This window comes from Agromyces luteolus (assembly GCF_009729855.1).
Lineage (GTDB): Bacteria > Actinomycetota > Actinomycetes > Actinomycetales > Microbacteriaceae > Agromyces > Agromyces luteolus.
The window spans coordinates 26,708-50,092 of sequence record NZ_WODA01000003.1 but is presented as its reverse complement, the minus strand read 5'-3'; the positions used below and the strand labels follow the sequence as shown (position 1 = coordinate 50,092).

21 protein-coding genes are annotated in these 23,385 nt (G+C 71.9%); 6 read left to right on the top strand and 15 right to left on the bottom strand.

Going from position 1 to position 23,385, the window contains the following annotated elements:
* Window positions 1-26: 26 nt before the first annotated feature.
* The gene (locus GLX25_RS02595; protein WP_155840655.1) at window positions 27-1,460 is read right to left on the bottom strand and encodes an aldehyde dehydrogenase family protein; all 1,434 of its coding nucleotides are present in this window, start codon (window positions 1,458-1,460) and stop codon (window positions 27-29) included.
* Between the two features lie 123 nt (window positions 1,461-1,583).
* Here GLX25_RS02595 and GLX25_RS02590 point away from each other — a divergent pair, with 123 nt between their 5' ends.
* A complete protein-coding gene (locus GLX25_RS02590; protein WP_166548374.1) occupies window positions 1,584-2,225 on the top strand; it encodes a MarR family winged helix-turn-helix transcriptional regulator in 642 nt (213 codons plus the stop codon).
* Window positions 2,226-2,261: 36 nt separating this feature from the next.
* Here GLX25_RS02590 and GLX25_RS02585 read toward each other — a convergent pair whose 3' ends face one another.
* From GLX25_RS02585 to GLX25_RS02535, 11 genes are all read right to left on the bottom strand, one after another.
* Window positions 2,262-2,426: a hypothetical protein gene (locus GLX25_RS02585; RefSeq protein WP_154344684.1), complete on the bottom strand. Its 165-nt coding sequence runs from the start codon at window positions 2,424-2,426 to the stop codon at window positions 2,262-2,264.
* 273 nt (window positions 2,427-2,699) lie between these two features.
* Complete coding sequence (locus GLX25_RS02580; RefSeq protein ID WP_155840654.1) at window positions 2,700-3,578, bottom strand: glycosyltransferase family 2 protein; 879 nt, start codon at window positions 3,576-3,578, stop codon at window positions 2,700-2,702.
* Window positions 3,575-4,780, bottom strand: a complete 1,206-nt coding sequence (locus GLX25_RS02575; RefSeq protein WP_155840653.1) for an NAD(P)/FAD-dependent oxidoreductase — start codon at window positions 4,778-4,780, stop codon at window positions 3,575-3,577. Before GLX25_RS02575 ends, GLX25_RS02580 begins: the two co-directional genes overlap by 4 nt.
* Window positions 4,777-5,241 carry a sugar 3,4-ketoisomerase gene (locus GLX25_RS02570; protein WP_155840652.1) on the bottom strand — a complete coding sequence of 155 codons (465 nt, stop codon included), beginning with the start codon at window positions 5,239-5,241 and terminating at the stop codon, window positions 4,777-4,779. Before GLX25_RS02570 ends, GLX25_RS02575 begins: the two co-directional genes overlap by 4 nt.
* A gap of 162 nt (window positions 5,242-5,403) precedes the next feature.
* Window positions 5,404-6,546: a 3,4-dihydroxyphenylacetate 2,3-dioxygenase gene (gene hpaD / locus GLX25_RS02565; protein ID WP_155840651.1), complete on the bottom strand. Its 1,143-nt coding sequence runs from the start codon at window positions 6,544-6,546 to the stop codon at window positions 5,404-5,406.
* Between the two features lie 48 nt (window positions 6,547-6,594).
* Window positions 6,595-8,100, bottom strand: a complete 1,506-nt coding sequence (hpaE, locus tag GLX25_RS02560; protein ID WP_155840650.1) for a 5-carboxymethyl-2-hydroxymuconate semialdehyde dehydrogenase — start codon at window positions 8,098-8,100, stop codon at window positions 6,595-6,597.
* 80 nt (window positions 8,101-8,180) lie between these two features.
* Entirely contained in the window at window positions 8,181-8,870 is a 690-nt protein-coding gene (locus GLX25_RS02555) for a GntR family transcriptional regulator (protein WP_155840649.1), read from the bottom strand.
* A complete protein-coding gene (locus GLX25_RS02550) occupies window positions 8,867-10,417 on the bottom strand; it encodes a fumarylacetoacetate hydrolase family protein (RefSeq protein WP_155840648.1) in 1,551 nt (516 codons plus the stop codon). Before GLX25_RS02550 ends, GLX25_RS02555 begins: the two co-directional genes overlap by 4 nt.
* 77 nt (window positions 10,418-10,494) lie before the next feature.
* Window positions 10,495-11,370, bottom strand: a complete 876-nt coding sequence (locus tag GLX25_RS02545; protein WP_271192571.1) for an HpcH/HpaI aldolase family protein — start codon at window positions 11,368-11,370, stop codon at window positions 10,495-10,497.
* Entirely contained in the window at window positions 11,355-12,140 is a 786-nt protein-coding gene (hpaH, locus tag GLX25_RS02540; RefSeq protein WP_166548373.1) for a 2-oxo-hept-4-ene-1,7-dioate hydratase, read from the bottom strand. The genes GLX25_RS02545 and hpaH overlap by 16 nt, the downstream gene beginning before the upstream one ends.
* A gap of 166 nt (window positions 12,141-12,306) precedes the next feature.
* Window positions 12,307-13,962, bottom strand: a complete 1,656-nt coding sequence (locus GLX25_RS02535) for a thiamine pyrophosphate-binding protein (RefSeq protein ID WP_155840646.1) — start codon at window positions 13,960-13,962, stop codon at window positions 12,307-12,309.
* A gap of 198 nt (window positions 13,963-14,160) precedes the next feature.
* Here GLX25_RS02535 and GLX25_RS02530 point away from each other — a divergent pair, with 198 nt between their 5' ends.
* From GLX25_RS02530 to GLX25_RS02515, 4 genes are all read left to right on the top strand, one after another.
* A complete protein-coding gene (locus GLX25_RS02530) occupies window positions 14,161-14,463 on the top strand; it encodes a hypothetical protein (protein ID WP_166548372.1) in 303 nt (100 codons plus the stop codon).
* A 199-nt stretch (window positions 14,464-14,662) separates the two neighbouring features.
* Window positions 14,663-16,186: a glyceraldehyde-3-phosphate dehydrogenase gene (locus GLX25_RS02525; protein WP_166548371.1), complete on the top strand. Its 1,524-nt coding sequence runs from the start codon at window positions 14,663-14,665 to the stop codon at window positions 16,184-16,186.
* A gap of 191 nt (window positions 16,187-16,377) precedes the next feature.
* On the top strand, window positions 16,378-17,553 hold the full coding sequence (locus tag GLX25_RS02520) for a thiolase family protein (RefSeq protein ID WP_155840643.1): 1,176 nt from the start codon (window positions 16,378-16,380) through the stop codon (window positions 17,551-17,553).
* 29 nt (window positions 17,554-17,582) lie between these two features.
* Entirely contained in the window at window positions 17,583-18,371 is a 789-nt protein-coding gene (locus GLX25_RS02515) for an SDR family NAD(P)-dependent oxidoreductase (RefSeq protein WP_155840642.1), read from the top strand.
* 86 nt (window positions 18,372-18,457) lie between these two features.
* Here the strand turns inward: GLX25_RS02515 and GLX25_RS02510 are convergent, their stop codons facing one another.
* The 3 genes from GLX25_RS02510 to GLX25_RS02500 are packed head-to-tail and all read right to left on the bottom strand — an operon-like array spanning window position 18,458 to window position 21,269.
* On the bottom strand, window positions 18,458-19,444 hold the full coding sequence (locus tag GLX25_RS02510) for a permease prefix domain 1-containing protein (RefSeq protein WP_155840641.1): 987 nt from the start codon (window positions 19,442-19,444) through the stop codon (window positions 18,458-18,460).
* Complete coding sequence (locus GLX25_RS02505) at window positions 19,441-19,776, bottom strand: PadR family transcriptional regulator (RefSeq protein ID WP_205719810.1); 336 nt, start codon at window positions 19,774-19,776, stop codon at window positions 19,441-19,443. The genes GLX25_RS02510 and GLX25_RS02505 overlap by 4 nt, the downstream gene beginning before the upstream one ends.
* 50 nt (window positions 19,777-19,826) lie before the next feature.
* On the bottom strand, window positions 19,827-21,269 hold the full coding sequence (locus tag GLX25_RS02500; protein ID WP_155840639.1) for a helix-turn-helix domain-containing protein: 1,443 nt from the start codon (window positions 21,267-21,269) through the stop codon (window positions 19,827-19,829).
* A 129-nt stretch (window positions 21,270-21,398) separates the two neighbouring features.
* Here GLX25_RS02500 and GLX25_RS02495 point away from each other — a divergent pair, with 129 nt between their 5' ends.
* Entirely contained in the window at window positions 21,399-23,267 is a 1,869-nt protein-coding gene (locus tag GLX25_RS02495; RefSeq protein ID WP_155840638.1) for a phosphoenolpyruvate carboxykinase (GTP), read from the top strand.
* The last annotated feature ends 118 nt before the right edge of the window (window positions 23,268-23,385 follow it).

The window sequence follows — 23,385 nt, the reverse complement described above, 5'->3', positions numbered from 1 at the left end:
CACGCCCCCGCGGACGCTGCCGCGGGTCAGCCGTTGACGACCTGCGGCACGCCGAGCGCCTTGAGGCCCTCGACGCCGAACTCGAGCCCGTAGCCCGACTGCTTCGCGCCGCCGAACGGCGCCATCGGGTGGACCGCGCCGTGCGCGTTGATCCACACCGTGCCGGCCTCGAGGCGCGCGGCGATGCGGCGCGCCTCGTCACGGTCGGCGGACCACACCGAGGCGCCGAGCCCGACCTCGACGCCGTTCGCCATCGCGATCGCCTCGTCGAGGTCGCGGTAGCGGATGATCGGAAGCGCCGGACCGAACTGCTCCTCCTGCACGAGCGGCGAGCGGTCGTCGATGTCGGCCACGAGCGTCGTCGGGTAGAAGTTGCCGGGTTGCGTGCGATCCGGGTCGCCGCCGAGCAGCACTCGCGCGCCGCCGGCCTTCGCCGAGTCCACCAGGCGGTCGACGATGTCGAACTGCTGCCGGTTCTGCAGCGGACCGAGCACGTTCGCCTCGTCGAGCCCGACGCCCATGGGCATCGCGCGCGCGATGTCGACGAGCGCCTCGCACACGGCGTCGTAGACGTCGTCGTGCACGTACAGGCGCTTCAGCGCGGCGCACGTCTGGCCGGTGTTGATGAAGGCGCCCCAGAAGACGCCCTCGGCGATCGCCGTCGGGTCGACGTCCGGGAGCACGATGCCGGCGTCGTTGCCGCCGAGTTCGAGCGTGAGGCGCTTGACCGTGTCGGCCGAGCTGCGGATGATCGCCTTGCCCGTCGCCGTCGATCCGGTGAACATCACCTTCCCGATCGACGGGTGCGATGCCAGCGCCGCGCCGACGTCGCGACCGCCCGAGACGACCTCGACGACGCCCTCGGGCAGCACGCGGTTGATGACCGCGATGAGCGCGAGCACGCTGAGCGGCGTGTACTCGGACGGCTTCACGACGACCGTGTTTCCCATCCGCAATGCTGGCGCGACCTGCCAGACCGTGATCATCTGCGGCCAGTTCCACGGTCCGATCGCGCCGACGACGCCGATCGGGCGGTAGTGCAGCTCGGCGCGCGTCTCGCCGTCGTCGACGACGACCTCCGCGTCGAGCGGTGTCGCCGCGGCGGCCCGCATCCACCCGGATGCCGCGCCGACCTCGAAGCGCGCATTGGGACCGTTGAGCGGCTTGCCCTGCTCGCGCGACAGCACGTGCGCGAGCGCCTCCGCCTCGGCGTCGATCGCATCGGCGGCGAGCAGCAGCAGCTCGCTCCGGCGCTCGTGCCCGAGCGCCGCCCAGGCGGGCTGCGCGGCCTTCGCGCGGACGATCGCACGCTCGAGGTCGTCGACGCTGTGCACCGGGGCGTGTCCGACGAGTCCGCCCGTGGCCGGGTCGAGGATCTCGCGGCGTTCTCCGGTGTGCGGCGTGACCTCGGCGAGCAGGTCGGCCTGCGTGTCCTCGAGGACTGGGATCGGGCTGTTCATGGCACCTCCACGTTGAGTCGGGGTTCCACGGTAGGCAGCGGCCCGGTCGGCGCCGTTGCCGGTGCGCGCGACGCACTTGGACGTGCGCGCACGAAGCGCGGGGGCCGGGACTAGGGTGTCAGGGTGTCCAGTCGTCCCAGCGGATTCGAGTCGAGCGGCTACTGGTACGAGGCCGACGACTCCCGCCTCGGCAGCGTCGACGTGCTCAACCTGCTCCGCCGGTATCGGGCGGCCGACCAGGAAATGCGCCGCCGGACCCGCGACTCGATGGGCATGGGCGAGACCGACCTCCTCGCGCTCCGCTACGTGCTGCGGGCCGAGCGCGAGGGAGAGGTGCTCACGCCCGGCGCGCTCGCCAAGCTGCTCGGCATATCGACGGCCTCGACGACCGTCCTCATCGATCGCCTCGAGCGCAGCGGACACCTCGTGCGCCGGCCGCACCCGACGGATCGCCGCTCGCTCGTCGTCGCGAGCACGACCGACAGCGACGCCGAGGTGCGGGCCACGCTCGGCCGGATGCATCGGGCGATGATCGAGGTCGCGGACGGACTCGACCGGCACGAGCTCGGCGTGGTCGCGCGGTTCCTCGCCGGGATGATCGAGGCGATGGAACTCGTGGACCCGCACCACGATGAGGACGACCCGTCGGTCGGAGACGTCCCGGACGTGTCGCTCACCGTGTCGGACACCGTGCTCCCCGGGAACGAGGACGCCGCCCGGCACCGAGACGGTGCGGGCGGGGACGCGACCTCGACCGGGGCCTGACCGCCGGGCCGCGCACGCGCGACCCGGCGGTGTCGATCAGACGCTCCGGTTGCCGGTGAGCATCCGGACGAGCCAGACGATCACGGCGAGGACGAGCAGGACGATGCCCACCCAGAGCAGGAAGTTCAGCGACTGCACGAAGCCGCCGGTGAACAACAGGATGATGGCGATGATCCCGACGATGATGAGCAGGGTGTTCACGGAAATGCCTTTCTGATCGGCGATGACGCCGTGCGGCGCACGGCGGGTCGGGAACCTTCGGGCCCCGGGGGACGGGTGCCCCCCGGGGACGTCCCCCCGGTCGTGATCGCCCGCGAAGCGGTCGTTCCCTGGTCCGCGACCACGTGACCAGCATTCCGCGGCGAGCGACGGGACGTCCAGCCATTCCGGCGGCGGCCGGATTCCGCTATTGTTCGCGCGCCCGATAGGGCTCGGGGGCGTGCCGTCCCCGCGCGAACGCGCCGGTGCCGCCGGTCAGAGGCCCATCCGGCGGAAGACGCGCTTCACGCCCCCGGGGAGGCGACGGCCGTAGACCCGTCGCATCAGGTACCCGGCGAGCACCGCCTTCTTCCGGGTCGGGAGCGAGCTGCGCCGGACCTCCGCGACCCCGGAACGCCGGAGCGCCGCGACCTGGTCGAGGTCGTGCGGCCAGGTCTTCGAGAGGCTGCCGGCCGTGTAGTGCTTCGTGCAGAGCACCTCCGGGACGCGGACGAACTCGCCGATCAGCGACAGCCCGAGCAGCCACGTCCAGTCGGCCGAGTACTCGCCCTGCTCGTTCGGGTGGATCCCGCCGACTTCCCGGAATGCGGTCGTCCGGAAGAGCCCGCGATTCGGCACCCACCAGAACCCCGGCCGGCTCACCATCACCCGGCCACGCTCGACGGGGGAGTGCAGCCCCTCGAGTTCGTCGAACACGTGGAGCTCGAGGCGGCCGTCGAGTTCGTGCACGTGCATGTCGCTGAACGCGAGCACCGCATGCTCGTTCGCCGCGAGCGCTGCGACGAGTCGTTCCACGTAGGTCGGCGCCACGACGTCGTCGTGGAACGCGAAGAACTGGAGCTCTCCGGCCGCGCGATCCATCAGGTCGTTCGAGTTGCGGAGCCACCCGAGGTTCTCGTCGCGCTCCACGATCCGCGTGCGCGGGTGCCGCTCGGCGAACCGGCGGACGACGTCGAGCGTGTCGTCCGTCGACCGGTCGTCGCCGATCAGGATCTCGAGGTTCGGCCACGTCTGCGCCTCGAGGCTGTCGAGGGTGCGCTGGATGAAGGCCGCGCCGTTGTAGGTCGGCACGAGTGCCGTCACCAGCGGGTTCCACGGGGCCGTGGCATCCGTCGCCCTGATCGCGTCGCTCACCCCGCGATCCCCTCGGCGAGGATCCGCGCGCTCCACGGCGCGGTGGAGTACTTGCCGGTGTCGACCGAATGGTAGGTGCCCAGGCGCCTGACCCCGAACCGATCGCGTCGGTGCAGGTCGGACCTCGGATCGTCGAGCGCGCCCCTGCCCTGCGCGAAGACGAACCCGCCGTGCACGAGCGTCTCCTCGGCGTCGTCGAGGATGCTGCCGATGCCGGGGATGAGCCGGCCGAGGGCGGATCGGACGCGTTCGACGAAGGCTTCGGCGTCGACCCCGGTCGGCAGGGCGGGCACGTCGAGTTCGAGCTCGCCGCCCTCGGCGACGAGGCCCTCGGGATACCACGACAGGTAGAAGTCGCGGTCGGTGTAGTTCTTGACGTCGCCGAACGGGCCGACGGCGACGAGCGCGCTCGCGACCCGCTGGGGAGTGCGGGTCCGGACGAACACGCAGAGCCGGAACCGATGGGTCCACGGCGGCTCCGGGTCGACGCCCGCCGTGACGTCGATCGGCAGCCGGCCGTTCCAGAGCGCGTTGACGACCACGTCGGCGACCTCGTCGTCGCCGTCGGCGGTCCGGATCCGCCAGGCGCCGTCGACGGACCGCAGCGGCTCGGCGCCGACGACCGTCGTGCCGGCCCGAAGCGTCACGCGGGGCTCGTCGGCGACCGAGGCGGCCAGCCGGTCCGCGAACCACCGCGTGTCGACGGATCGCTCGGGGACCCGGAAGCCGGCGACGACGTCGTCGCCGGCGATGGCCGAGAGCTCGTCGGGCGCGAGCTCGGCGACGCGGGCGTCGGACACGTCGACGAGGTACCGGGCCGCGTCGGGATGCCGCCTGACGAGCGCGCCGATCGCCTCGAACTTGCGGCGCATGGTGTCGGCGTCGACGACCGAATCGCGGTGCAGGAGGTAGAGGTCGTCCTCGCGGGTGACGTGCCCGTCGAGCTCGGCGCCGATGAGTTCGCGGGCCCGGTCGCCGAAGACGAGGCTGCCGGGGAGGATGTGCTCGGCCGTCGCGGTCGTCGGATCGGCGCCGTACAGGAACCCGAGGTGGATCTTGCCCTCGTTCCAGCGGCTGGTCGCCGACATCGGGGCGGGCTCCCGATCGATCAGGGTCACGTCGAGCCCGCGGCGGGCGAGCTCGATCGCCGTGGCACTGCCCATGATGCCCGCGCCGAGCACGGCGACGCGTCGCCGCGTCACGAACCGGCCCCGTCGGCGCCCCGGTCGTAGTCGAGGTACTCGCTCCGGTCGTAGCCGCCGTCGGCGAAGACGATGAGCGTCGAGCCGTCGACGAGGTAGGTCTGCTGCGCCCAGACGCCCGCCTCGACGAGGACGGCCGGATGCGCCTCGTCGAGCGTCAGCCGGGACGATGCGCCGCGATGGCGGAACTCCACGTCGATCCGCCCGCTCGCACGGAGGAACACCTGGCGCACGCTGCGATGCGCGTGGCCGCCGCGGACGGCTCCGGCCGGCGCGGTGACGACGAACGTGCGTGCGACGGCGAACCCGAGTTCCGCGAGCTGGAGCGGCGTGAGGGAGCCGCGGTCGTCGACGAATCGCGGGAGCGCGAGCGGCTGGACCGCACCATCGAGCAGCGGCTCGGCGACGTCCCACGCCGCCGCGGGCGCCGCGACGTCGGTCGACTCGGGAACAGGTGCCATGCGCTCCTCCACGGGCGGGGACCGTGCCGGTGCGCGGAAGCGCCGGACCGGGTCTCAGGGGACCGACGATATCCGGTCCGCCCGGTCGGGGACAACGACCGTTCCGCCGCGGGTCGCGACGGCGGTGGGATGCGTCGACCCCGACGCATCCCACCCTGGCGCTCAGAGCGTGTTGCCGAGCTTGAAGCCCTTCTCCTCGTCGCCCATGCGCGTGTACGAGAAGCCGTCGGCGCCGATGGTCACGGCCATCTCGGAGTCGTCGGTCCGCGCGACGACCTCCTTCGGGTTGCCGTCGAGGTCGAGCACGAGCGACGCCTCGGTGTACCACGACGGCACGACGGGGTTGCCCCACCAGTCGCGGCGCTGGTTGTCGTGGACGTCCCAGGTGACCACGGGGTTGTCGGGGTCGCCCGTGTAGTAGTCCTGCGTGTAGATCTCGACGCGGTGGCCGTCGGGGTCGCGGAGGTAGAGGTAGAACGCGTTCGAGACGCCGTGGCGGCCGGGGCCGCGCTCGATCGCGTCCGACATCCGCAGCGCGCCGAGCTTGTCGCAGATGGCGAGGATGTTGTGCTTCTCGTGCGTCGAGAACGCGACGTGGTGCATGCGCGGGCCGTCGCCGCCGGTCATGGCGGTGTCGTGCACCGTGGGCTTCCGCCGCATCCACGCCGCGTAGACGGTGCCGGCCTCGTCCTGGATGTCTTCCGTCACCCGGAAGCCGAGGTCCTGCATGAAGCCGACCGCGCGGGGAACGTCGGGCGTGACCTGGTTGAAGTGGTCGAGGCGCACGAGCGCACCGGGCGTGTAGAGGTCGTAGCGCCACGCGAGCCGCTCGACGTGCTCGACGTCGTGGAAGAACTCGTACGGGAAGCCGAGCGGGTCCTCGACGCGCACGGACTCGCCGATGCCCTTCGTCCAGCCCTCCGTGCGACGCTCGACGCGGCATCCGAGCTCGGTGTAGAACGCGACCGCCTTGTCGAGGTCTTCGGGGGTGCGCACGCGGTAGCTGAACGCGGCGACCGCCGCGACCGGGCCCTTTCGGAGCACCAGGTTGTGGTGGATGAACTCCTCGAGCGAGCGGAGGTAGACGGACTCGTCGTCCTCCTCGGTGACCGTGAGGCCGAGGACCTCCACGTAGAAGTTCCGGCTGGCCTCGAGGTCGGTGACGACGAGCTCCATGTAGGCGCAGCGCAGGATGTCGGGGGCCGGCGCCGACGGCGTCGGGATCGGGTTCTCGCTCCGGATCGGCGCCTCCTGGGAGACGTAGAAGCCGGAGGAGGTGAGGGTCATATCGTCGCGGTTGGTCATGTCAGCGTCCTTGCTCGATGTCGGATGGATCTCGATACGCGCTTCGCGCTACTCGATCACCGGGGCCTTGCCGAAGGTGGGGTTGTGGACCGCCCCGAGGGTGATGTGCACCGCCTGCTGGTCGGTGTAGAAGTCGATCGAGCGGTAGCCGCCCTCGTGCCCGAGACCGGAGGCCTTCACGCCGCCGAACGGCGTGCGAAGGTCGCGCACGTTGTTCGAGTTCAGCCAGACCATGCCGGCCTCGACGGCCTGCGAGAAGTTGTGCGCCCGCTTCAGGTCGTTCGTCCAGATGTACGCGGCGAGGCCGTACCTCACGCCGTTGGCGAGCTCGAGCGCCTCCTCGTCGGTGTCGAACGGCGTGATCGCCACGACCGGGCCGAAGATCTCCTCCTGGAAGATGCGGGCGTCCTTCGCGACGTCCGCGAACACCGTCGGGGCGACGTAGTTGCCCGTCGGCAGGCCCTCGGGGCGGCCGCCGCCGGCGACGAGGCGACCCTCGCCCTTGCCGATCTCGACGTAGCTCATGACCTTGTCGTAGTGCTCGGGGTGCACGAGCGCGCCGACCTCGGTCTTCGGGTCGTGCGGGTCGCCCACGACTACGCGCTTCGCCTGCGCGGCGTACTTCTCGACGAACTCGTCGTAGACCGACCGCTCGACGAGGATGCGGCTGCCGGCGGTGCAGCGCTCGCCGTTCAGCGAGAACACGCCGAAGATCGTCGCGTCGACCGCGGCATCGAGGTCGGCGTCGGCGAAGACCACGGCCGGGCTCTTGCCGCCGAGCTCCATCGAGAGGCCCTTGAGGAACGGTGCGGCGTTGCCGAAGATGATCTGCCCGGTGCGGCTCTCTCCCGTGAACGAGATGAGCGGCACATCCGGATGCTTCACCAGCGCGTCGCCCGCCTCCTCGCCGAGCCCGTTGACGAGGTTGAAGACGCCCTTCGGCAGGCCGGCCTCCTCGAAGATCTCGGCCCACAGCGACGCCGAGAGCGGCGTGAACTCGGCCGGCTTCAGCACGACGGTGTTGCCCGTCGCGATCGCGGGGGCGAGCTTCCACGACTCGAGCATGAAAGGCGTGTTCCACGGCGTGATGAGGCCGGCGACGCCGATCGGCTTGCGGTTGACGTAGTTCACCTGGCGACCGGGCACCTTGTAGGTGTCGTCGGCCTGCGCGACGATCAGGTCGGCGAAGAAGCGGAAGTTCTCGGCCGCGCGTCGCGCCTGGCCGAGCGCCTGCGTGATCGGCAGCCCGGTGTCGAAGGTCTCGAGCTCGGCCAGGCGCGCGTCGCGCGACTCGACGAGGTCGGCGATGCGGTGCAGCACTCGCGAGCGCTCGCGCGGCAGCATCCGCGGCCACGGGCCCTCGGCGAACGCGCGGCGGGCGGCCGCGACGGCGAGGTCGATGTCGGCCTTCTGGCCGGCGGCGGCCTGGACGTAGGTCTCGTTGGACACGGGGTCGAGCACGTCGAAGGTCTCGCCGCCGACCGAGTCGACGAACTCGCCGTCGATGTAGTGACGGATGCGGTCGGGCAGGCCCTCGGGGACGTAGTGGGTCATTCTGGTGGATCCTCTCGGAGTGGTGCTGGGCGGGCGGCGGACGTCGCTGGGCGCCGCAGGATGGTCGGTGAACGGCGGCGTCAGGTGGCGACGGCCTCCGTCGCCGGCGCGCCCGCCGGCTTGTGGTCGGCCTGGTAGGCGAGCACCGCGTCGAGCGTCGCCGTCCGGTGCTGCCGGGCGGCCAGCTCGATCTCGAGCGCGTCGGCGCCCTGCTCGATGAGGTCGACGATGCGCTCGTGCTCCTCGACCGAGGCGCGCGCCCGGCCCGGGACGAAGCTGAACGACGAGTCGCGCAGCACCCGCATGCGGTTCCACCCGCGGTGCACGAGGTCGAGTACGTGCGGGTTCGGGCAGCCCTCGAACAGCACCGCGTGGAACTCGAGGTTGAGCTCGGTGAACCGGTGCGGCTCGAAGTCCTCGAGCGTGCGGCGCATCTCGTCGTTGATCGCCCGCGCGCGGCCGAGCTGCTCGGGCGTGAGGTACGGCGCCGTCAGCGACGTCGCGAAGCCCTCCACGAGCGCGAGCGTCTGCATGGTGTGCAGGTACTCGGTCTCCTTGATGAGCGCGACCTGGGCGCCGACGTTCCGCTCGAAGGTCACGAGCCCTTCGGCTTCGAGGCGACGGATGGCCTCGCGCACGGGCACCACCGACACGTCGAGTTCGCCCGCGATCTGGGCGAGCACGAGCCGGTAGCCCGGCACGTACTGCCCGTCGTCGATGCGCTCCCGGATGAACCGGTACGCCCGCTGCGACTTGCTCTCGACGCTCATCGCGACTCCCCGACCCTGCGCGACGACGCGATCGTCGACGCGACGGATGCCGCGGCCTCCCGTTCGCGCTCGTAGCGCTCGCGCCACGTGCGGTCCATGGGGAACAGCCCGTCGACCGCTTCGCCCTCGGCCACGCGCTCGGCCACCCACGCGTCGGCGGCGTCCTGCTCGGCGGCCTCGGCGGTGACCTCGGCGACGAGGTGCGGCGGGATCACGATGACGCCGTCGCCGTCGCCGACGATCACGTCGCCCGGCTGGACGGCCGCGCCGCCGCAGGCGACCGTCACGTCGGTCTCCCACGGAACGTGGCGTCGGCCGAGCACGCTCGGGTGCGGGCCCTGCGAGAAGACCGGGATGCCGATCTCGGCGACCGCGTCGAAGTCGCGCACGCCGCCGTCGGTCACGATGCCGGCCGCGCCGCGCACCTTCGCCCTGAGGGCGAGCACGTCGCCGACCGTGCCGGTGCCGCGCTCGCCGCGGGCGTCGACGACGAGCACCTCGCCCGCGCCGACCGAGTCGAACGCGCGCTTCTGGGCGTTGTAGCCGCCGCCGTGCGAGGCGAAGAGGTCGGGTCGGGCCGGGATGAACCGGAGCGTCCGCGCGCGGCCGACGATGCGGTCGCCCGGGTGGTTCGCGAACACGCCCTCGATGAAGACGTCGTGGTAGCCGCGCTTGCGGAGCGCGACCGAGAGGGTCGCGACGGCGACGGACGAGAGCCGGGCGCGGAGCGCGTCGGTGAGCTCGAACGGCGGCTCGGCGGCATCCGTCGGCTCGGCTTCGAGCGGCGTCGCCCGGCCCGCGGCGACGGCCGCCGCGAGCGCGTCCTCGGAACCCCAGGCCTCGATGCGCTGCCGGTCGTCGACGGCGGGGAGGGCGCCGACGTCGCCGAACGGCACCTCGCCCTGCGTCACGGTCGTGACCAGGCGGCCCGTCGTGGGAGCGCCGGGGGCGCCGGGGGCGTCGACCTCGACCTCGACGACGTCGCCGGGCACCACGACCGTGGAGCCCGCGGGCGTGCCGGTCAGGATCACGTCGCCGGTCTCGAGCGTGAAGTGCTGCGACAGGTCGGCGACGAGGCGGCCGAAGTCGAAGAGCAGGGTGTCGGAGGTGTCCTCCTGGACGAGTTCGCCGTTCACCCAGGTGCGAACGCGCCAGTCGCCCTGCCCGATGCCCTCGACCGGGACGGCCTCGGGACCGAGCGGCGTGAAGCCCTCTCCGCCCTTCGAGCGGACGTTCGAGCCCTTGTCGGCCGCTCGCAGGTCGTAGACCCCGAGGTCGTTCGCCGCGGTGACGGCGGCGACGTGCGCCCAACCGTCGGCGGGTGAGACGTGACGGGCGGGCTCGCCGATGATGAGCGCGATCTCGCCCTCGAAGGCGAGCAGTTCGGTACCGGCCGGTCGTTCGACCGTGCCTCCCGACTCGGCCAGCGAGCTCTGCGGCTTCAGGAAGTAGCTCGGCTGCGACGGCGTGCGACCGCGCTGCGCCGCGCGCGACGGGTAGTTGAGGTGCACGGCGATGATCTTGCCGGGCTTCGAGATGGCGGTCATGGACTCCCTCGTCTCCTGATATCTGAAATCATATACGATTGGACGTCGATCGGCAATGCGCCGGATGGCGCCGCAGCTCAGTAGCTCTGACGCGCTGCGGATCCGGCGCTCGAGCCGGTCGCGGGCCCGCCGGTTCCGTGCGTCGGCTCGCCCGCGGCATCCGCCGCCCCGTTCGCGCCGATGAAGCGATCGGCGAGAGCCTCCGACGCACGAGCGAGCAGCGCGACATCCGCCCCGACCGCGACGAACGAGGCGCCGGCGTCGAGGTAGCGCTCGGCGTCGGCGGGCACGAAGGCGTTCACGCCGACGGGCACGCCCGCCGCGACGCCCCCGCGGATCGACGCGAGCACCGCCTCGACGACCTCGGGGTGCGACTGCTGCCCGAGGTGCCCCATCGACGCGGCGAGGTCGGCGGGGCCGACGAAGAGGCCGTCGACGCCGGGTGTCGCAGCGATGGCGTCGACGTCGCCGACGGCCGCGGCGGACTCGACCTGCACGAACAGGCTGATCGTCGACGACGCGGTCGCGAGGTAATCGTCGACCCGGTTCCAGCGCGAGGCGCGCGCGAGCGACGAGCCGACCCCGCGCACGCCGCCCGTCGGGTAGCGGACCGCGCGGACGATCCCGGCGGCCTGCTCGGCCGAGTCCACCATCGGCACGAGGAGGTTCTGCACGCCGAGGTCGAGGAACTGCTTGATGACCACCGTGTCGCCGTACGGCACGCGCACGACGGGGGAGACTGGATAGGCCGCGACCGCCTGGAGCTGCGCGAGGATCGACTCGAGGCCGTTGGGGGAGTGCTCCCCGTCGATGAGCACCCAGTCGAGCCCGCTGCCCGCGGCGATCTCGGCGACGAGCGGGCTGCCCGAGCAGACCCACATGCCGACCTGCGGTCGGTCGGCCTCGTCGATGCGCGCGGCGAAGGTGGGCGGCAGGGTCAGGCGAATCGGCACGTGATGCTCCCGAGGTCGTGGTAGTCGGCGTGGACGGTGTCGCCGCGCTCGACCCACATCGGCCGGGTGAAGCTGCCGGCGAGGATGATCTCCCCGACGCCGAGCGACTGGCCGTGCTGGGCGAGCTTGTTCGCGAGCCACGCCACGCCCATGGCGGGGTGGCCGAGCACGGCGCCGGCGACGCCGGACTCCTCGATGGTCTCGTTGCGCGAGAGCAGTGCGCCCACCCAGCGGAGGTCGACGGCGTCGACCTTCACCGGGCGCCCGCCGACGACCATCGCGCCCATCGCGGCGTTGTCGCTGATCGTGTCCACGATGGTGCGGCCGTCGAGCTCGATGTGCGAGTTCAGCACCTCGAGTGCGGGCACGACGTACTCGGTCGCGCGGAGCACGTCGAAGATCGTCGTGTCGGGGCCCTCGAGCGGAGCGCCCAGCACGAACGCGAGCTCGACCTCGATGCGCACGTTCGAGAAGCGGTCGAACTCGATGACCGAGCCCGACTCGTAGACCATGTCGTCGAAGATCACGCCGTAGTCGGGCTCGGTGATGCCCGTGGCGACCTGCATGACCTTCGAGGTGAGCCCGATCTTCCGTCCGACGAGCCTGGCGCCCGCCGACATCCGCCGCTCGGCCCACTCGCGCTGCACGGCGTACGCATCCTCGACGGTCATGCCGGGGTTGCGCGCGGTCAGGAGCGGGACGGTCGTGCGGTCGCGGTCGGCGGCGAAGAGCTCGTCGGCGATCTCACGGATGCGTGACGGGTCTGGCACGTGATCTCCACTTCGTCGTGAGCGTCGCGTCGATCGTATCGATCGCCGCGGCAGCCTGATATCTCAGATCATATACGATCCGGCAGTTCGGTTCGAGGTCGGCGAGCGGATGCCCCGGCCGAACGCTCGCGCGAGGCATCCGCTCCACGGCCCGCGAGCCCGAGGCTCAGGAGTTCACGCGGATGATCTCGTGCTGGTACGGCGCCACGATCCGGTCGGAGACGCGGCAGTCGAGGAGCAGGAAGCGCCGCTCGGCGACGGGCTCGGCCGCCCAGTCCGCGAGCCGGTCGAGGTCGGCGAGCTCGCGCACCACCACGCCCTCGGCGCCGATCGCCGTCGCGAGGCCCGCGAAGTCGACCTCGGGGATGCGCATGGGCGGCTCGGCGAGGCCCTTCCGGCCGTAGAGGTGCACCTCGGCGCCGTACGCGGTGTCGTTCCAGACCACGGCGATGCCGCGACCGGCAGCGGTGCGGACCGCGGTCTCGAGGTCGGCGATCGCCATGAGTCCGCCGCCGTCGCCGGTCGTGAGCACGATCGTCGCATCGGGCTTCGCGGCCGCAGCGCCGGGCACGCTCGGGAATCCGAGGCCGATCGACTGGAACGCGGTGCCGATCATCATCATGCGGTCGGGGGATGCCACGGGCCAGTACATGTTCGCCCACCCGATGAAGTGCCCGCCGTCGGAGACGACCACGCGGTCCTCCGGGAGGAGGTCCGCGAGGCGTGCGGCCACCGAGCGCGGGTCGAGCCGGCCGTCCTCCGGCACGATGCCGACGCCCGGGTCGTGCGCGCGGAGCGGTGCGATCTCGATCGATTCGCGCCATCCCGACGGCTCGGCGCCGAGCGCGGCGAGCTCCTCGACCAGCGCACGGGCGACGAGCGCCGCGTCGCCCTTCACGTAGGCGCCGACGTGCGAGTGCGTCGCGGCCGGCGCGACGTCGACCTGCGCGACGTGCGTGCCCGGGGCGAACAGGACGCCGAAGCGCATCGTGAACTGGTTGAGCGAGGCGCCGAAGACCACCGCGACGTCGGCCTCGCGGATGAGCGCCATCGCGCCCTCGGCACCGAAGCCGCCCGTCACGCCGAGGTCGTAGCGCCCGTCGGGGAAGAGGCCGCGGCCGAGCGAAGTCGACGCGGTGACCGCGCCCGTCGCCGCCGCGAGTTCGCCGAGCGCCTCGCCGGCTCCCGCGAGCCACGCGCCCCGGCCGGCGATCAGCACGGGGCGCCTCGCGTCGGCGAGCGCCCGCGCGAGCGACGCGACCGCGCCCGCGGCGAAGTCGCCGCGCGGAGCGAGCGGTGCGGGCAGGCTCGGCGCGGCGGTCTCCGGCACCGGCCCCGCCTCGAGCGCGGCGACGTCGTACGGGATCGCGAGCACGGTCGGCACCCGGTACGCCAGGGCGTGCTCGATCGCGATGACGGTCGTGGCCGCGGCATCCGCTCGCCCGACGGTGTAGGTGCGGGCGCCGACGCCCGACGCGAGCGCGATCTGGTCGACGCCCCACGGGCGCATCCCTGAGGTCGGCTCGTCGCCGACGACGAGCACGAGCGGCACGTGCGCCTGCACGGCCTCGGCGAGGGCGGTGAGCGTGTTCGTGAATCCCGCGCCGTACGTCGCGGTCGCCGCGGCCAGCCGGTTCGAGGCGCGGAAGTGCGCGTCGGCCGCGACGACGCCGCCGACCTCGTGGCGCACCGCGGTGAAGGTCGCGTCGGTCTCGCGCTCGAGGGCGTCGAGGAACCAGGCGTTGCCGTTGCCCATGACGCCGAAGACGTGGTCGACGTGGGCGGCGAGGGTGCGGGCGACGTGCGCGGAGACGGTGGGCATGGCGGAGCCTTTCGAGACGGTGACGGATGCGTGACTTCCGTATGTGTCTCGCGGGGCCGGCCGCCCGGCCTGCCGCTTCGCGCCCATTTTTCGAGCGCCGGCGCCGCGTCGATCGTGGGGATCGGGCGCCTGGACGAAGCGAGTATATCCCGCCGCGGTCGCCGTCATCCGGGGCGCGCATGGGGCAGGATGGCACGCGTGAAGACGATCCAGCTGCGCCGGTACACGCTCGTCGACGGGGAGTACGACGCCTTCGTGGCGTGGTGGGACGAGTGGATGCCGCGCGTGCGTTCCGAGGCCGGCTTCGCGATCGAGTTCGCCTACGGCATCCGCGACGCGAGCCAGTTCGTGTGGGCCGTGAGCGCGCCGGGCGACGCCGACGCCTTCCGCGCGCTCGAGGCCGAGTACCTCGCCTCCGACGCGCGCGCCGCGGCGTTCGACGGCGTGCCGCAGCGCGTCGCGGTGTACGACATCGCCCTCGTCGACGACCTCGTCGCCTGAGGTGCACAGCGGATGCCGCGGCTCGCCGCCGCGGCATCCGTCGTGCCCGTCACCGGACGTCGTGTACAGCGCCCTCGCAGCACGGTCCTCGCTATGATCTGGTCATCCCCTTGGACAAACCCCGTGGTCGACGCTGCCCACCCGTGAGCGCGACCCGAACAGGCCGACGAGGTCCGACCCGCGGCTGGAAGGAAGAGCCGTGAGCCACGAGTTCGACGCCCGCCGTGAGGATTGGATCGCCCGAGAGGAGCTCGCCGAGCGCATGATCCCGCTCATCGGCGGGTTGTACCGTCGGCACGGGGTCGTCACCTCGATCCACGGCCGGCGGCTCATCAACCGCTCCGCGGTCGAGCTGCTGAAGGCGCACCGCTTCGCCCGCCAGGCCGGCGACGTCGAGCTCGACCTCGCCGACACCATGCGCGTGCTCGAGGCGCTCTCCGAGATCGCGCCCGGCCCCGCCTCGATCGACGTCGCGCGACTCGTCTCGCGGTTCCACGCGGCGCCGGAAGGCACCGACCTCGTCGACTTCCTCCGCTCCGAGCTGGCACCCGTGCTCGTCGACGCGTCGGCCGGCGACGCCGCCGACGATGCCGCGGCATCCGGCACCGACGTCGTGCTCTACGGCTTCGGCCGCATCGGTCGCCTGCTCGCCCGCATCCTCATCGCCCACGCCGGCGGCGGCCAGGGCCTGCGCCTCCGTGCGATCGTCGTGCGCAAGGGTGCCGAGAACGACCTGCAGAAGCGCGCGAGCCTGCTCCGCCGCGACTCGGTGCACGGCCCGTTCCAGGGCACGATCACGGTCGACGAGGAGGCGAACACGATCCTCGCGAACGGCACCCTCATCCAGGTCATCTACTCCGACGACCCCGGCACGATCGACTACACCGCCTACGGCATCTCCGACGCGATCGTCGTCGACAACACGGGCCGCTGGCGCGACGAGGCGGGCCTCAGCCGCCACCTGGAGTCGACCGGCGTGGCGCGGGTGCTCCTCACCGCGCCCGGCAAGGGCGCGATCAAGAACATCGTGCACGGCATCAACCACGTCGACATCGAGACCGGCGACACGATCCTGTCCGCCGCCTCGTGCACGACGAACGCGATCACCCCGGTCCTCGCGGCGATCGACGAGGCGTACGGCGTCGTCCGCGGACACGTCGAGACCGTCCACTCGTTCACGAACGACCAGAACCTCATCGACAACTTCCACAAGGGCGACCGCCGCGGCCGTTCCGCGGTGCTCAACATGGTCATCGCCGAGACCGGCGCCGCGAAGGCCGTGTCCAAGGCGCTCCCGCAGCTCGAGGGCAAGCTCACCGGGTCCGCGATCCGCGTGCCCACGCCCGACGTGAGCCTCGCCATCCTGAACCTGCAGCTCGAGCGCCCGACCGACAAGGCGACGCTGAACGCGTACCTCCGCAAGGTGTCGCTCACCTCGCCGCTGCGCCAGCAGGTCGACTACATCGAGTCTGCCGAGGTGGTCTCGACCGACTTCGTCGGCAGCCACCGCGCCGGCATCGTCGACGGCCTCGCGACCATCGCCGACGGCACCGACGTCGTGCTCTACGTCTGGTACGACAACGAGTACGGCTACTCCTGCCAGGTCGTCCGCGTGATCGAGGCCATGGCGGGCACGCACCCGGTGGTCCTCCCCGAGCGCGAGCCCGTGCGCATCGAGCAGGTCGCCGCGGCGGCCGTCCCCGAGGTCGCCGAGGTCGGCTGAGCGGATGCCGCGGGGCTGGCGCCGCACGGCGGCGGCCCGCCCCGCGCCCGGCCGTCCCGAGAGGGCTCGCCGAGCGCGTGTGAATCCGACGAGCGCGCGTGGAAACGCAATTGCGCTCGACGGATCTGCACGCGCTCGGCGATCGCGCCGCACGGCGGCGGCCACCCCGCGCCCGGCCGTAGGCTGGGGGCATGAGCAGCGAAGCCGTCATCGTCGACGTCGTCCGCACGCCCGTCGGGCGCGGAAAACCAGGGGGCATGCTGAGCGGGGTGCACCCCGTGGACCTCCTCGCGGGCGTGCTCACCGCCATCGTCGACCGCAACGACCTCGACCCCGGTCTCATCGACGACGTGATCGGCGGGTGCGTCAGCCAGATCGGCGAGCAGTCCTACAACGTCACCCGCAACGCGGTGCTCGCGGCCGGGTTCCCCGAGCACGTGCCGGGCACCACGATCGACCGGCAGTGCGGCTCGAGCCAGCAGGCCGCGACCTTCGCCGCGCAGGCGATCATCGCCGGGCAGGCCGACATCGTGATCGCGTGCGGGGTCGAGTCGATGAGCCGGGTGCCGCTCGGCTCGAGCGCCGCGGGCGCCGACCCGTTCGGCACCAGGATGCACGCGCGCTACCCCGAGGGCCTCGTGAGCCAGGGCGTCTCCGCCGAGCTGATCGCCGAGAAGTGGGGCTTCTCGCGGGCGGACCTCGACACGTTCGCCGCCCGTTCCCACGACCTCGCCGCCGCGGCGGGGGAGTCCGGCGCGTTCGCGACAGAGCTCGTGCCCGTGGCAGGCGTCCACCGGCTCGTCGACGAGACCGTCCGGCCGGGCACCTCGGTCGAGTCGCTCGCCGGCCTGAACCCGGCGTTCCGCACCGATCGACTGGCCGAGCGCTTCCCCGACGTGGAGTGGCGCATCACGCCTGGCAACTCCTCGCCGCTCACCGACGGCGCGTCGGCAGCCCTCATCATGAGCGCGGACGCCGCCGAGAAGCTCGGCCTCACTCCTCGGGCGCGCTTCCGCGCGTTCTCGGTCGTCGGCAGCGACCCGCTCTTCATGCTCACGGGCGTGATCCCGGCGACCGCCAAGGTGCTCGAACGCGCCGGCCTCGGCCACGACGACATCGACGCGTACGAGGTCAACGAGGCGTTCGCGTCGGTCCCGCTCGCCTGGCTCGCCGAGACCGGGGCGGATGCCGAGAAGCTCAACCCGCGCGGCGGCGCCATCGCCCTCGGCCACGCGCTCGGCTCGTCGGGCACGCGCCTGCTCACGACGCTCGTGAACCACCTCGAGGCGACCGGCGGCCGCTACGGCCTGCAGACGATGTGCGAGGGCGGCGGCATGGCCAACGCGTACGTCGTCGAGCGCATCTGACCTCAGCCACCCACCACGGAAGGACCCCGATGGAACTCAGCGGAGCATCCGCGATCGTCACCGGCGGCGCATCCGGCCTCGGCCGTGCGACCGCCCAGGCCCTCGTCGACGGCGGCGCGCACGTCGTCCTCGTCGACCTGCCCGGCCCGCGGGGCGAGCAGGCCGCGGCGGAGCTCGGCGAGCGCGCCCGGTTCGTGCCGGCGGACGTCGCCGACGAGGCGCAGGTGGCCGAGGCGATCGCCGCGGCATCCGCCCTCGCGCCCCTTCGGGTCGCGGTGAACTGCGCGGGCATCGTGACCGCGAACCGCACGGTCGGCCGCGACGGGCCGGCGCCGCTCGACGCGTTCGAGCGCACCATCCGGGTGAACCTGATCGGCACGTTCAACGTGATCCGCCTCGCGGCGGCCGCCATGTCCGAGACCGAGCCCGTGTCGGCCGGCGTCGCCGGCGGCCCCGCGACGCTCGAGCGCGGCGTCATCGTGAACACGGCGTCCGTGGCCGCGTTCGACGGGCAGATCGGGCAGGCGGCCTACTCGGCGTCGAAGGCCGGCGTCGCCGGGATGACCCTGCCGATCGCGCGCGACCTGTCGAAGCTGCTGATCCGCGTCGTGACGATCGCGCCGGGCATCTTCGAGACGCCCATGATGGCGGGCATGACCGACGACGTGCGCGCCTCGCTCGAGCAGCAGGTGCCGCACCCGTCGCGGCTCGGGCATCCGAGCGAGTACGCCGCGCTCGTGCGCTCGGTCGTCGCCAACCCGATGCTGAACGGCGAGACGATCCGGCTCGACGGCGCGATCCGCATGCAGCCGAAGTAGGCGCGGCGCGCACGTGCGAGGGGGCGGATGCCGCGGCTCGAGCCTGCGGCATCCGCCCCCGTCGTCGCGCGCGTCGGCACTCGTCGTCAGATGCGGCCGAGGGCGAGCGCCGAACCGCCGCGGCCGCGGACGGTCTTGATCACGCCGTCGATCACGTCCCACACGGTCACGGCGATCACGGCGAACACGATGATCGTCGTCACGACGCCCCCGGCCTCGCCCCACGGCCAGCCGATCACGTCGAGGAACTCGGGGTTGATGAGCTGCCCGGTCGTGAACAGCCACAGCGCGGGCACCGCGAACGCGACGTTGAGGAGCAGGTTGACGACCGCGAGCCACCAGTTCCATCCCCAGGCGTAGATCGCCGACGCGAACACCATCTCGAGCCCGATGATGACGAGGAACCACGGGATCCAGAACGACCACAGCTCGGGGGAGAGCACCGGGACGGGCTCGCCCATCGGCCTCACGATCGGTGCGCCGTAGCCCTGCCAGATGATGACGCCCGCGAACAGCCCGAGGAAGACGAGCGATGCGATGAGATCGCCGAGCCGACCGGGGCGGCCCGTCTCGGGCAGCTCGGGGAGCATGTCGGGGGTCCACGTGAGGTCCGGCGCCCGCGCCGGCGAGCGCTCGAGGATGGCGAAGATCAGGGTCGGCCAGAACCCGAGGTGCACCGCGAGCGCGAAGGCCACCGAGAACGCCTCGGCGAACGACTCGCCGATCGGCGCCTGCGACAGCATCTTCGCGAGCAGCACGGCGCCCGCGGAGATCGGCAGCACGACCGCGTACAGCACCTTCACCAGCCGCCACCAGGTGAGGAAGTAGCGCGGTCCGATGAGCTGGAGCGGGCGGTCGACGTAGCTCGCCGCGACCGCCGCCGGGTCGCCGAGCTCGACGAGGGCCATGCGCTCGGCGTCGGCCGGCGCGCGGCCGGTGCCGACGAGGGCATCGGATGCGTCGCCGATGCGCTCGCGGAGCTCGCGATCGAGGTCGGGGCGCTGCGCCTCGGGCACCGTGCGGGTCGCGGCCCACACGTACCGGTCGGTCAGGGTGGTGGTCGGAGCGTTCATCGTGCGTCTCCCGAGGTGAGCCGGGCGAGGGCCCGGTCGATGTTCTTCCAATCGGCGGTGAGGTCGGCGGCGAGCTGTTCGCCCGGCGCGCTGGTGCGGTAGAACTTGCGGGGCCGGGCCTCGTCGGTGTTCCACTCGCTCGTGAGGAGGCCCTGCTTCTCGAGTCGCCTGAGCAGCGGGTAGAGGGTGTTCGCGTCGACCGTGATGCCGATGCGGTTGAGCGACTCGAGCAGGGCGTATCCGTAGTCGGGCTCGCGCAGCCTCACGAGGCAGCCGAGCACGACCGTGCCGCGCCGCAGTTCCTGCAGGTGGCCGGCAGTCGTGTCATCCATGCTCATGTCTTGCACTGTACTGTGCGTCGCACATTATTGCAATGGGAAAGCTACTCGCCGGCGTGGGCCTCGAGGAAGGCGTAGACCTCGGCGTCATCGACGCCAGGGAAGGTGCCCGAGGGCAGCGGCGAGAGCACGTGGGCGTGCAGCCGCGCGCTCGGCCACGCCTGGCCGGCCCACCGCTCGGCGAGCCCGTCGGGCGCGCGCCGGCAGCACGACTCGTCGGGGCAGGTCGAGGTCGCGCGCAGCGTCGTCTCGCGCCCGCGGAACCACTTCGCCTGGTTGAACGGCACGCCGACCGTGATCGAGAACTCGGAGGCATCCGTTCGCCCGGTCTGCGTCGCGCACCAGAACGTGCCGACGGGCGTGTCGGTGTACTGGTAGTTCTCCGTCGTCCGGTTCGTGTGCTCGAAGGCCGTGCGGGCGCTCCACTTCTTGCACACCCACTGGCCCTCGATCGAGCCCGTGACATCCGTCGGCAGCGGCAGGCCGTCGTTCTCGTACCCCTTGAGCAGGGCGCCGTCGCCGTTCACCCGCAGGAAGTGCACGGTCATGTCGAGCTGGCTCGTCGCGAGGTTCGTGAACCGCAGCGCCGCGGCCTCGTGCGTGACGCCGAACGCGTCGCGGAAGTCCTCGATCGCGAGGCGCTTGTCCTTCTTCGCCTCCTGCAGGAAGGTGACGGATGCCTCCTGCGGCATCAGGCACGCGGCCGCGAAGTAGTTGATCTCGAGGCGCTGCCAGAGGAACTCCACGTAGCTCGCGGGCGGCTCGTGGCCGAGCAGTCGGTGCGCCATGGCCTGCAGCGCCATCGAGCGCAGGCCGTGCCCGCCGGGGATGGAGGCCGGCGGGAGGTAGATGCGCCCGTTCGCGAGGTCCGTGATCGAGCGCGTCGAGTCGGGCAGGTCGTTGACGTAGATGAGCTGGAAGCCGAGCCGCTCGGCCATGACGCTCACCTCGCGATGGGTGAGCGCGCCCTGGCGGTGGCCGGACGCGCGGACCTGCTCCTCGGCGAGCTGCTCGATCTCGGGGAGGTAGTTGCTCCGCGCCCGCATCCGCTCGCGGAGCTCGGTGTTCGCGCGGCGCGCCTCCTCGGGCGTCGCGATCGCCTCGCTCGCGCGACGCTGCAGCTCGTGATGCAGGCCGACGATGGCCTCGAGGGACTCGTCGCTCATGCCCCGGCTCGGCTTCACGTGCGGCAGGCCGAGCGCGGCGTAGAGCGGACTGGACTGCGCGCGGCCGAGCTCGAGCTCGAGCTCGGCACGCCGGCTCGGCGCCTCACGCGAGAGCAGGTCGGCGAGGTCGACCTCGAGGGCGGAGGCGAGGGCGTCGAGCGTCGAGAGCTTCGGCTCGCGCTTGCCGTTCTCGATGAGGGAGAGCTGACTGCCCGCGAGGCCGACCCGGTCGCCCAACTGGTCGAGCGTGAGCCCGAGGTCGGTGCGGTAGTGCCGGATGCGGTGGCCGAGCGTGGCGAGGTCTGGGCTGCCGAGCTTCATGCCTTCAGATTATCGAAAGATCGCGGATTCTTAAGACCCGAAACGGCCTGATGGATGTCGCATCCTCGCCCACACTGGAAACATGCCACCGATCACGGCTGGCTCTCCGAACTCCTCGAAAGGACGACGATGACCATCTCCGACTTCTCGGTCAGCGCCTCCGGACCCGCCTCCGACGCGGAGGACCGCCCGCGCGGCACGACCGACGCGGCGCTGCGCGCCTGGGTCGCCGAGATCGCCGCGATCACCCAGCCCGACGACATCGTCTGGTGCGACGGCTCCAAGCAGGAGGCCGACCAGCTCACGCGCCAGCTCATCTCCGAGGGCAAGCTCATCAAGCTCAACCCCGAATGGCGTCCCAACAGCTACCTCGCCCGCACCGACCCGTCGGACGTCGCGCGCGTCGAGGACCGCACGTTCATCTGCTCGACCTACGAGGAGGACGCGGGGCCCACGAACAACTGGCGCGACCCGCACGCGATGCGCGAGGAGCTCATCGGCGTCTTCACCGGCTCGATGAAGGGCCGCACGATGTACGTCGTGCCGTTCTCGATGGGCCCGCTCGGCGGCGAGATCAGCCAACTCGGCGTCGAGATCACCGACTCGCCCTACGTCGTGCTCTCGATGGGCATCATGACCCGCATGGGCGAGCAGGTGTACCGCCTGATCGAGGCCGGCGAGCCGTGGGTGCGCACCATCCACTCGCTCGGCTACCCCCTCATCGACGGCGTCGGCCACCGGCGCGACGACGTCGAGTGGCCCTGCAACGACACGAAGTACATCGTGCAGTTCCCGGACTCGCGCGAGATCTGGTCGTACGGCTCGGGCTACGGCGGCAACGCGCTGCTGGCGAAGAAGGCGTTCGCGCTCCGCATCGCGAGCGTCATGGCCCGCGACGAGGGATGGCTCGCCGAGCACATGCTCCTCATCAAGGTCACCTCGCCCGAGGGCAAGGCGTACCACATCGCGGCGGCGTTCCCGTCGGCGTGCGGCAAGACGAACCTCGCCATGCTGCGTCCGACGATCCCCGGCTGGAAGGTCGAGACGATCGGCGACGACATCGCGTGGATGCGCCCGGGCGAGGACGGCCGCCTCTACGCGATCAACCCCGAGGCCGGGTTCTTCGGCGTCGCGCCCGGGACGGGCGAGACCACGAACCCGACCGCGGTGCAGACGCTGTGGGGCAACACGATCTTCACGAACGTCGCGCTCCGCCCCGACGGCGACGTCTGGTGGGAGGGCCTGACCGACACGGTGCCGGCCGAGCTCACCGACTGGCAGGGCAACCCGTGGACCCCCGGCTCGGGCCGCCCGGCTGCGCACCCGAACTCGCGCTTCACGGTCGCGGCGGCGCAGTGCCCGCAGATCTCGGACGACTGGGACGCCCACGACGGCGTGCCGATCGACGCGATCCTGTTCGGCGGTCGCCGCGCCACGAACGTCCCGCTCGTCGCGGAGGCACGCTCGTGGAAGCACGGCGTGTTCATGGGCGCCACGATCTCGTCGGAGCAGACGGCCGCAGCCGAGGGCACGGTCGGCGAGCTCCGCCGCGACCCGTTCGCCATGCTCCCGTTCTGCGGGTACAACATGGCCGACTACTGGGGCCACTGGGTCAAGATGGGCCGCGTGCTCGGCGAGAACGCGCCGAAGATCTTCCAGGTCAACTGGTTCCGCAAGGGGCACGACGGGAAGTTCCTCTGGCCGGGCTTCGGCGAGAACTCGCGCGTGATCGAGTGGGTCGTCGGCCGCATCGAGGGCACGGCCGAGGCCGACGAGACGCCGATCGGCAACCTGCCGGCCGAGGGCTCGCTCGACCTCGACGGCATCGAGATCTCCGACGACGCGCTCGCGCAGCTCTTCGAGGTCGACCCGACGACCTGGCTCGCCGAGTGCGACCTCACCGAGGAGTACTTCGGCCAGTTCGGCGACCGGGTGCCCGCTGCACTCCGCGCCGAGCTCTCCAGCCTCCGCTACCACCTGCAGCAGCAGGCGTCGTAGCGGGCCGGCCGCCGGTCGTCGCTCAGGGGTGGGCGACGACCGGCGCACACGCGCGTGGGGGCGCGCGGAAGGCGACGGATGCCGCGGGCGCGGCGCGCACGGGAAGGCGTGTCACGCC

Coding starts and splice junctions, on each gene's coding strand:
- GLX25_RS02510 (WP_155840641.1), bottom strand. CDS start 19,444: ATGAACGCTCCGACCACCACCCTGACCGACCGGTACGTGTGGGCCGCG.
- GLX25_RS02515 (WP_155840642.1), top strand. CDS start 17,583: ATGGAACTCAGCGGAGCATCCGCGATCGTCACCGGCGGCGCATCCGGC.
- hpaD (WP_155840651.1), bottom strand. CDS start 6,546: ATGACCAACCGCGACGATATGACCCTCACCTCCTCCGGCTTCTACGTC.
- GLX25_RS02555 (WP_155840649.1), bottom strand. CDS start 8,870: ATGAGCGTCGAGAGCAAGTCGCAGCGGGCGTACCGGTTCATCCGGGAG.
- GLX25_RS02495 (WP_155840638.1), top strand. CDS start 21,399: ATGACCATCTCCGACTTCTCGGTCAGCGCCTCCGGACCCGCCTCCGAC.
- GLX25_RS02500 (WP_155840639.1), bottom strand. CDS start 21,269: ATGAAGCTCGGCAGCCCAGACCTCGCCACGCTCGGCCACCGCATCCGG.
- GLX25_RS02550 (WP_155840648.1), bottom strand. CDS start 10,417: ATGACCGCCATCTCGAAGCCCGGCAAGATCATCGCCGTGCACCTCAAC.
- GLX25_RS02505 (WP_205719810.1), bottom strand. CDS start 19,776: ATGGATGACACGACTGCCGGCCACCTGCAGGAACTGCGGCGCGGCACG.
- GLX25_RS02570 (WP_155840652.1), bottom strand. CDS start 5,241: ATGGCACCTGTTCCCGAGTCGACCGACGTCGCGGCGCCCGCGGCGGCG.
- hpaE (WP_155840650.1), bottom strand. CDS start 8,100: ATGACCCACTACGTCCCCGAGGGCCTGCCCGACCGCATCCGTCACTAC.
- GLX25_RS02595 (WP_155840655.1), bottom strand. CDS start 1,460: ATGAACAGCCCGATCCCAGTCCTCGAGGACACGCAGGCCGACCTGCTC.
- GLX25_RS02535 (WP_155840646.1), bottom strand. CDS start 13,962: ATGCCCACCGTCTCCGCGCACGTCGCCCGCACCCTCGCCGCCCACGTC.
- GLX25_RS02520 (WP_155840643.1), top strand. CDS start 16,378: ATGAGCAGCGAAGCCGTCATCGTCGACGTCGTCCGCACGCCCGTCGGG.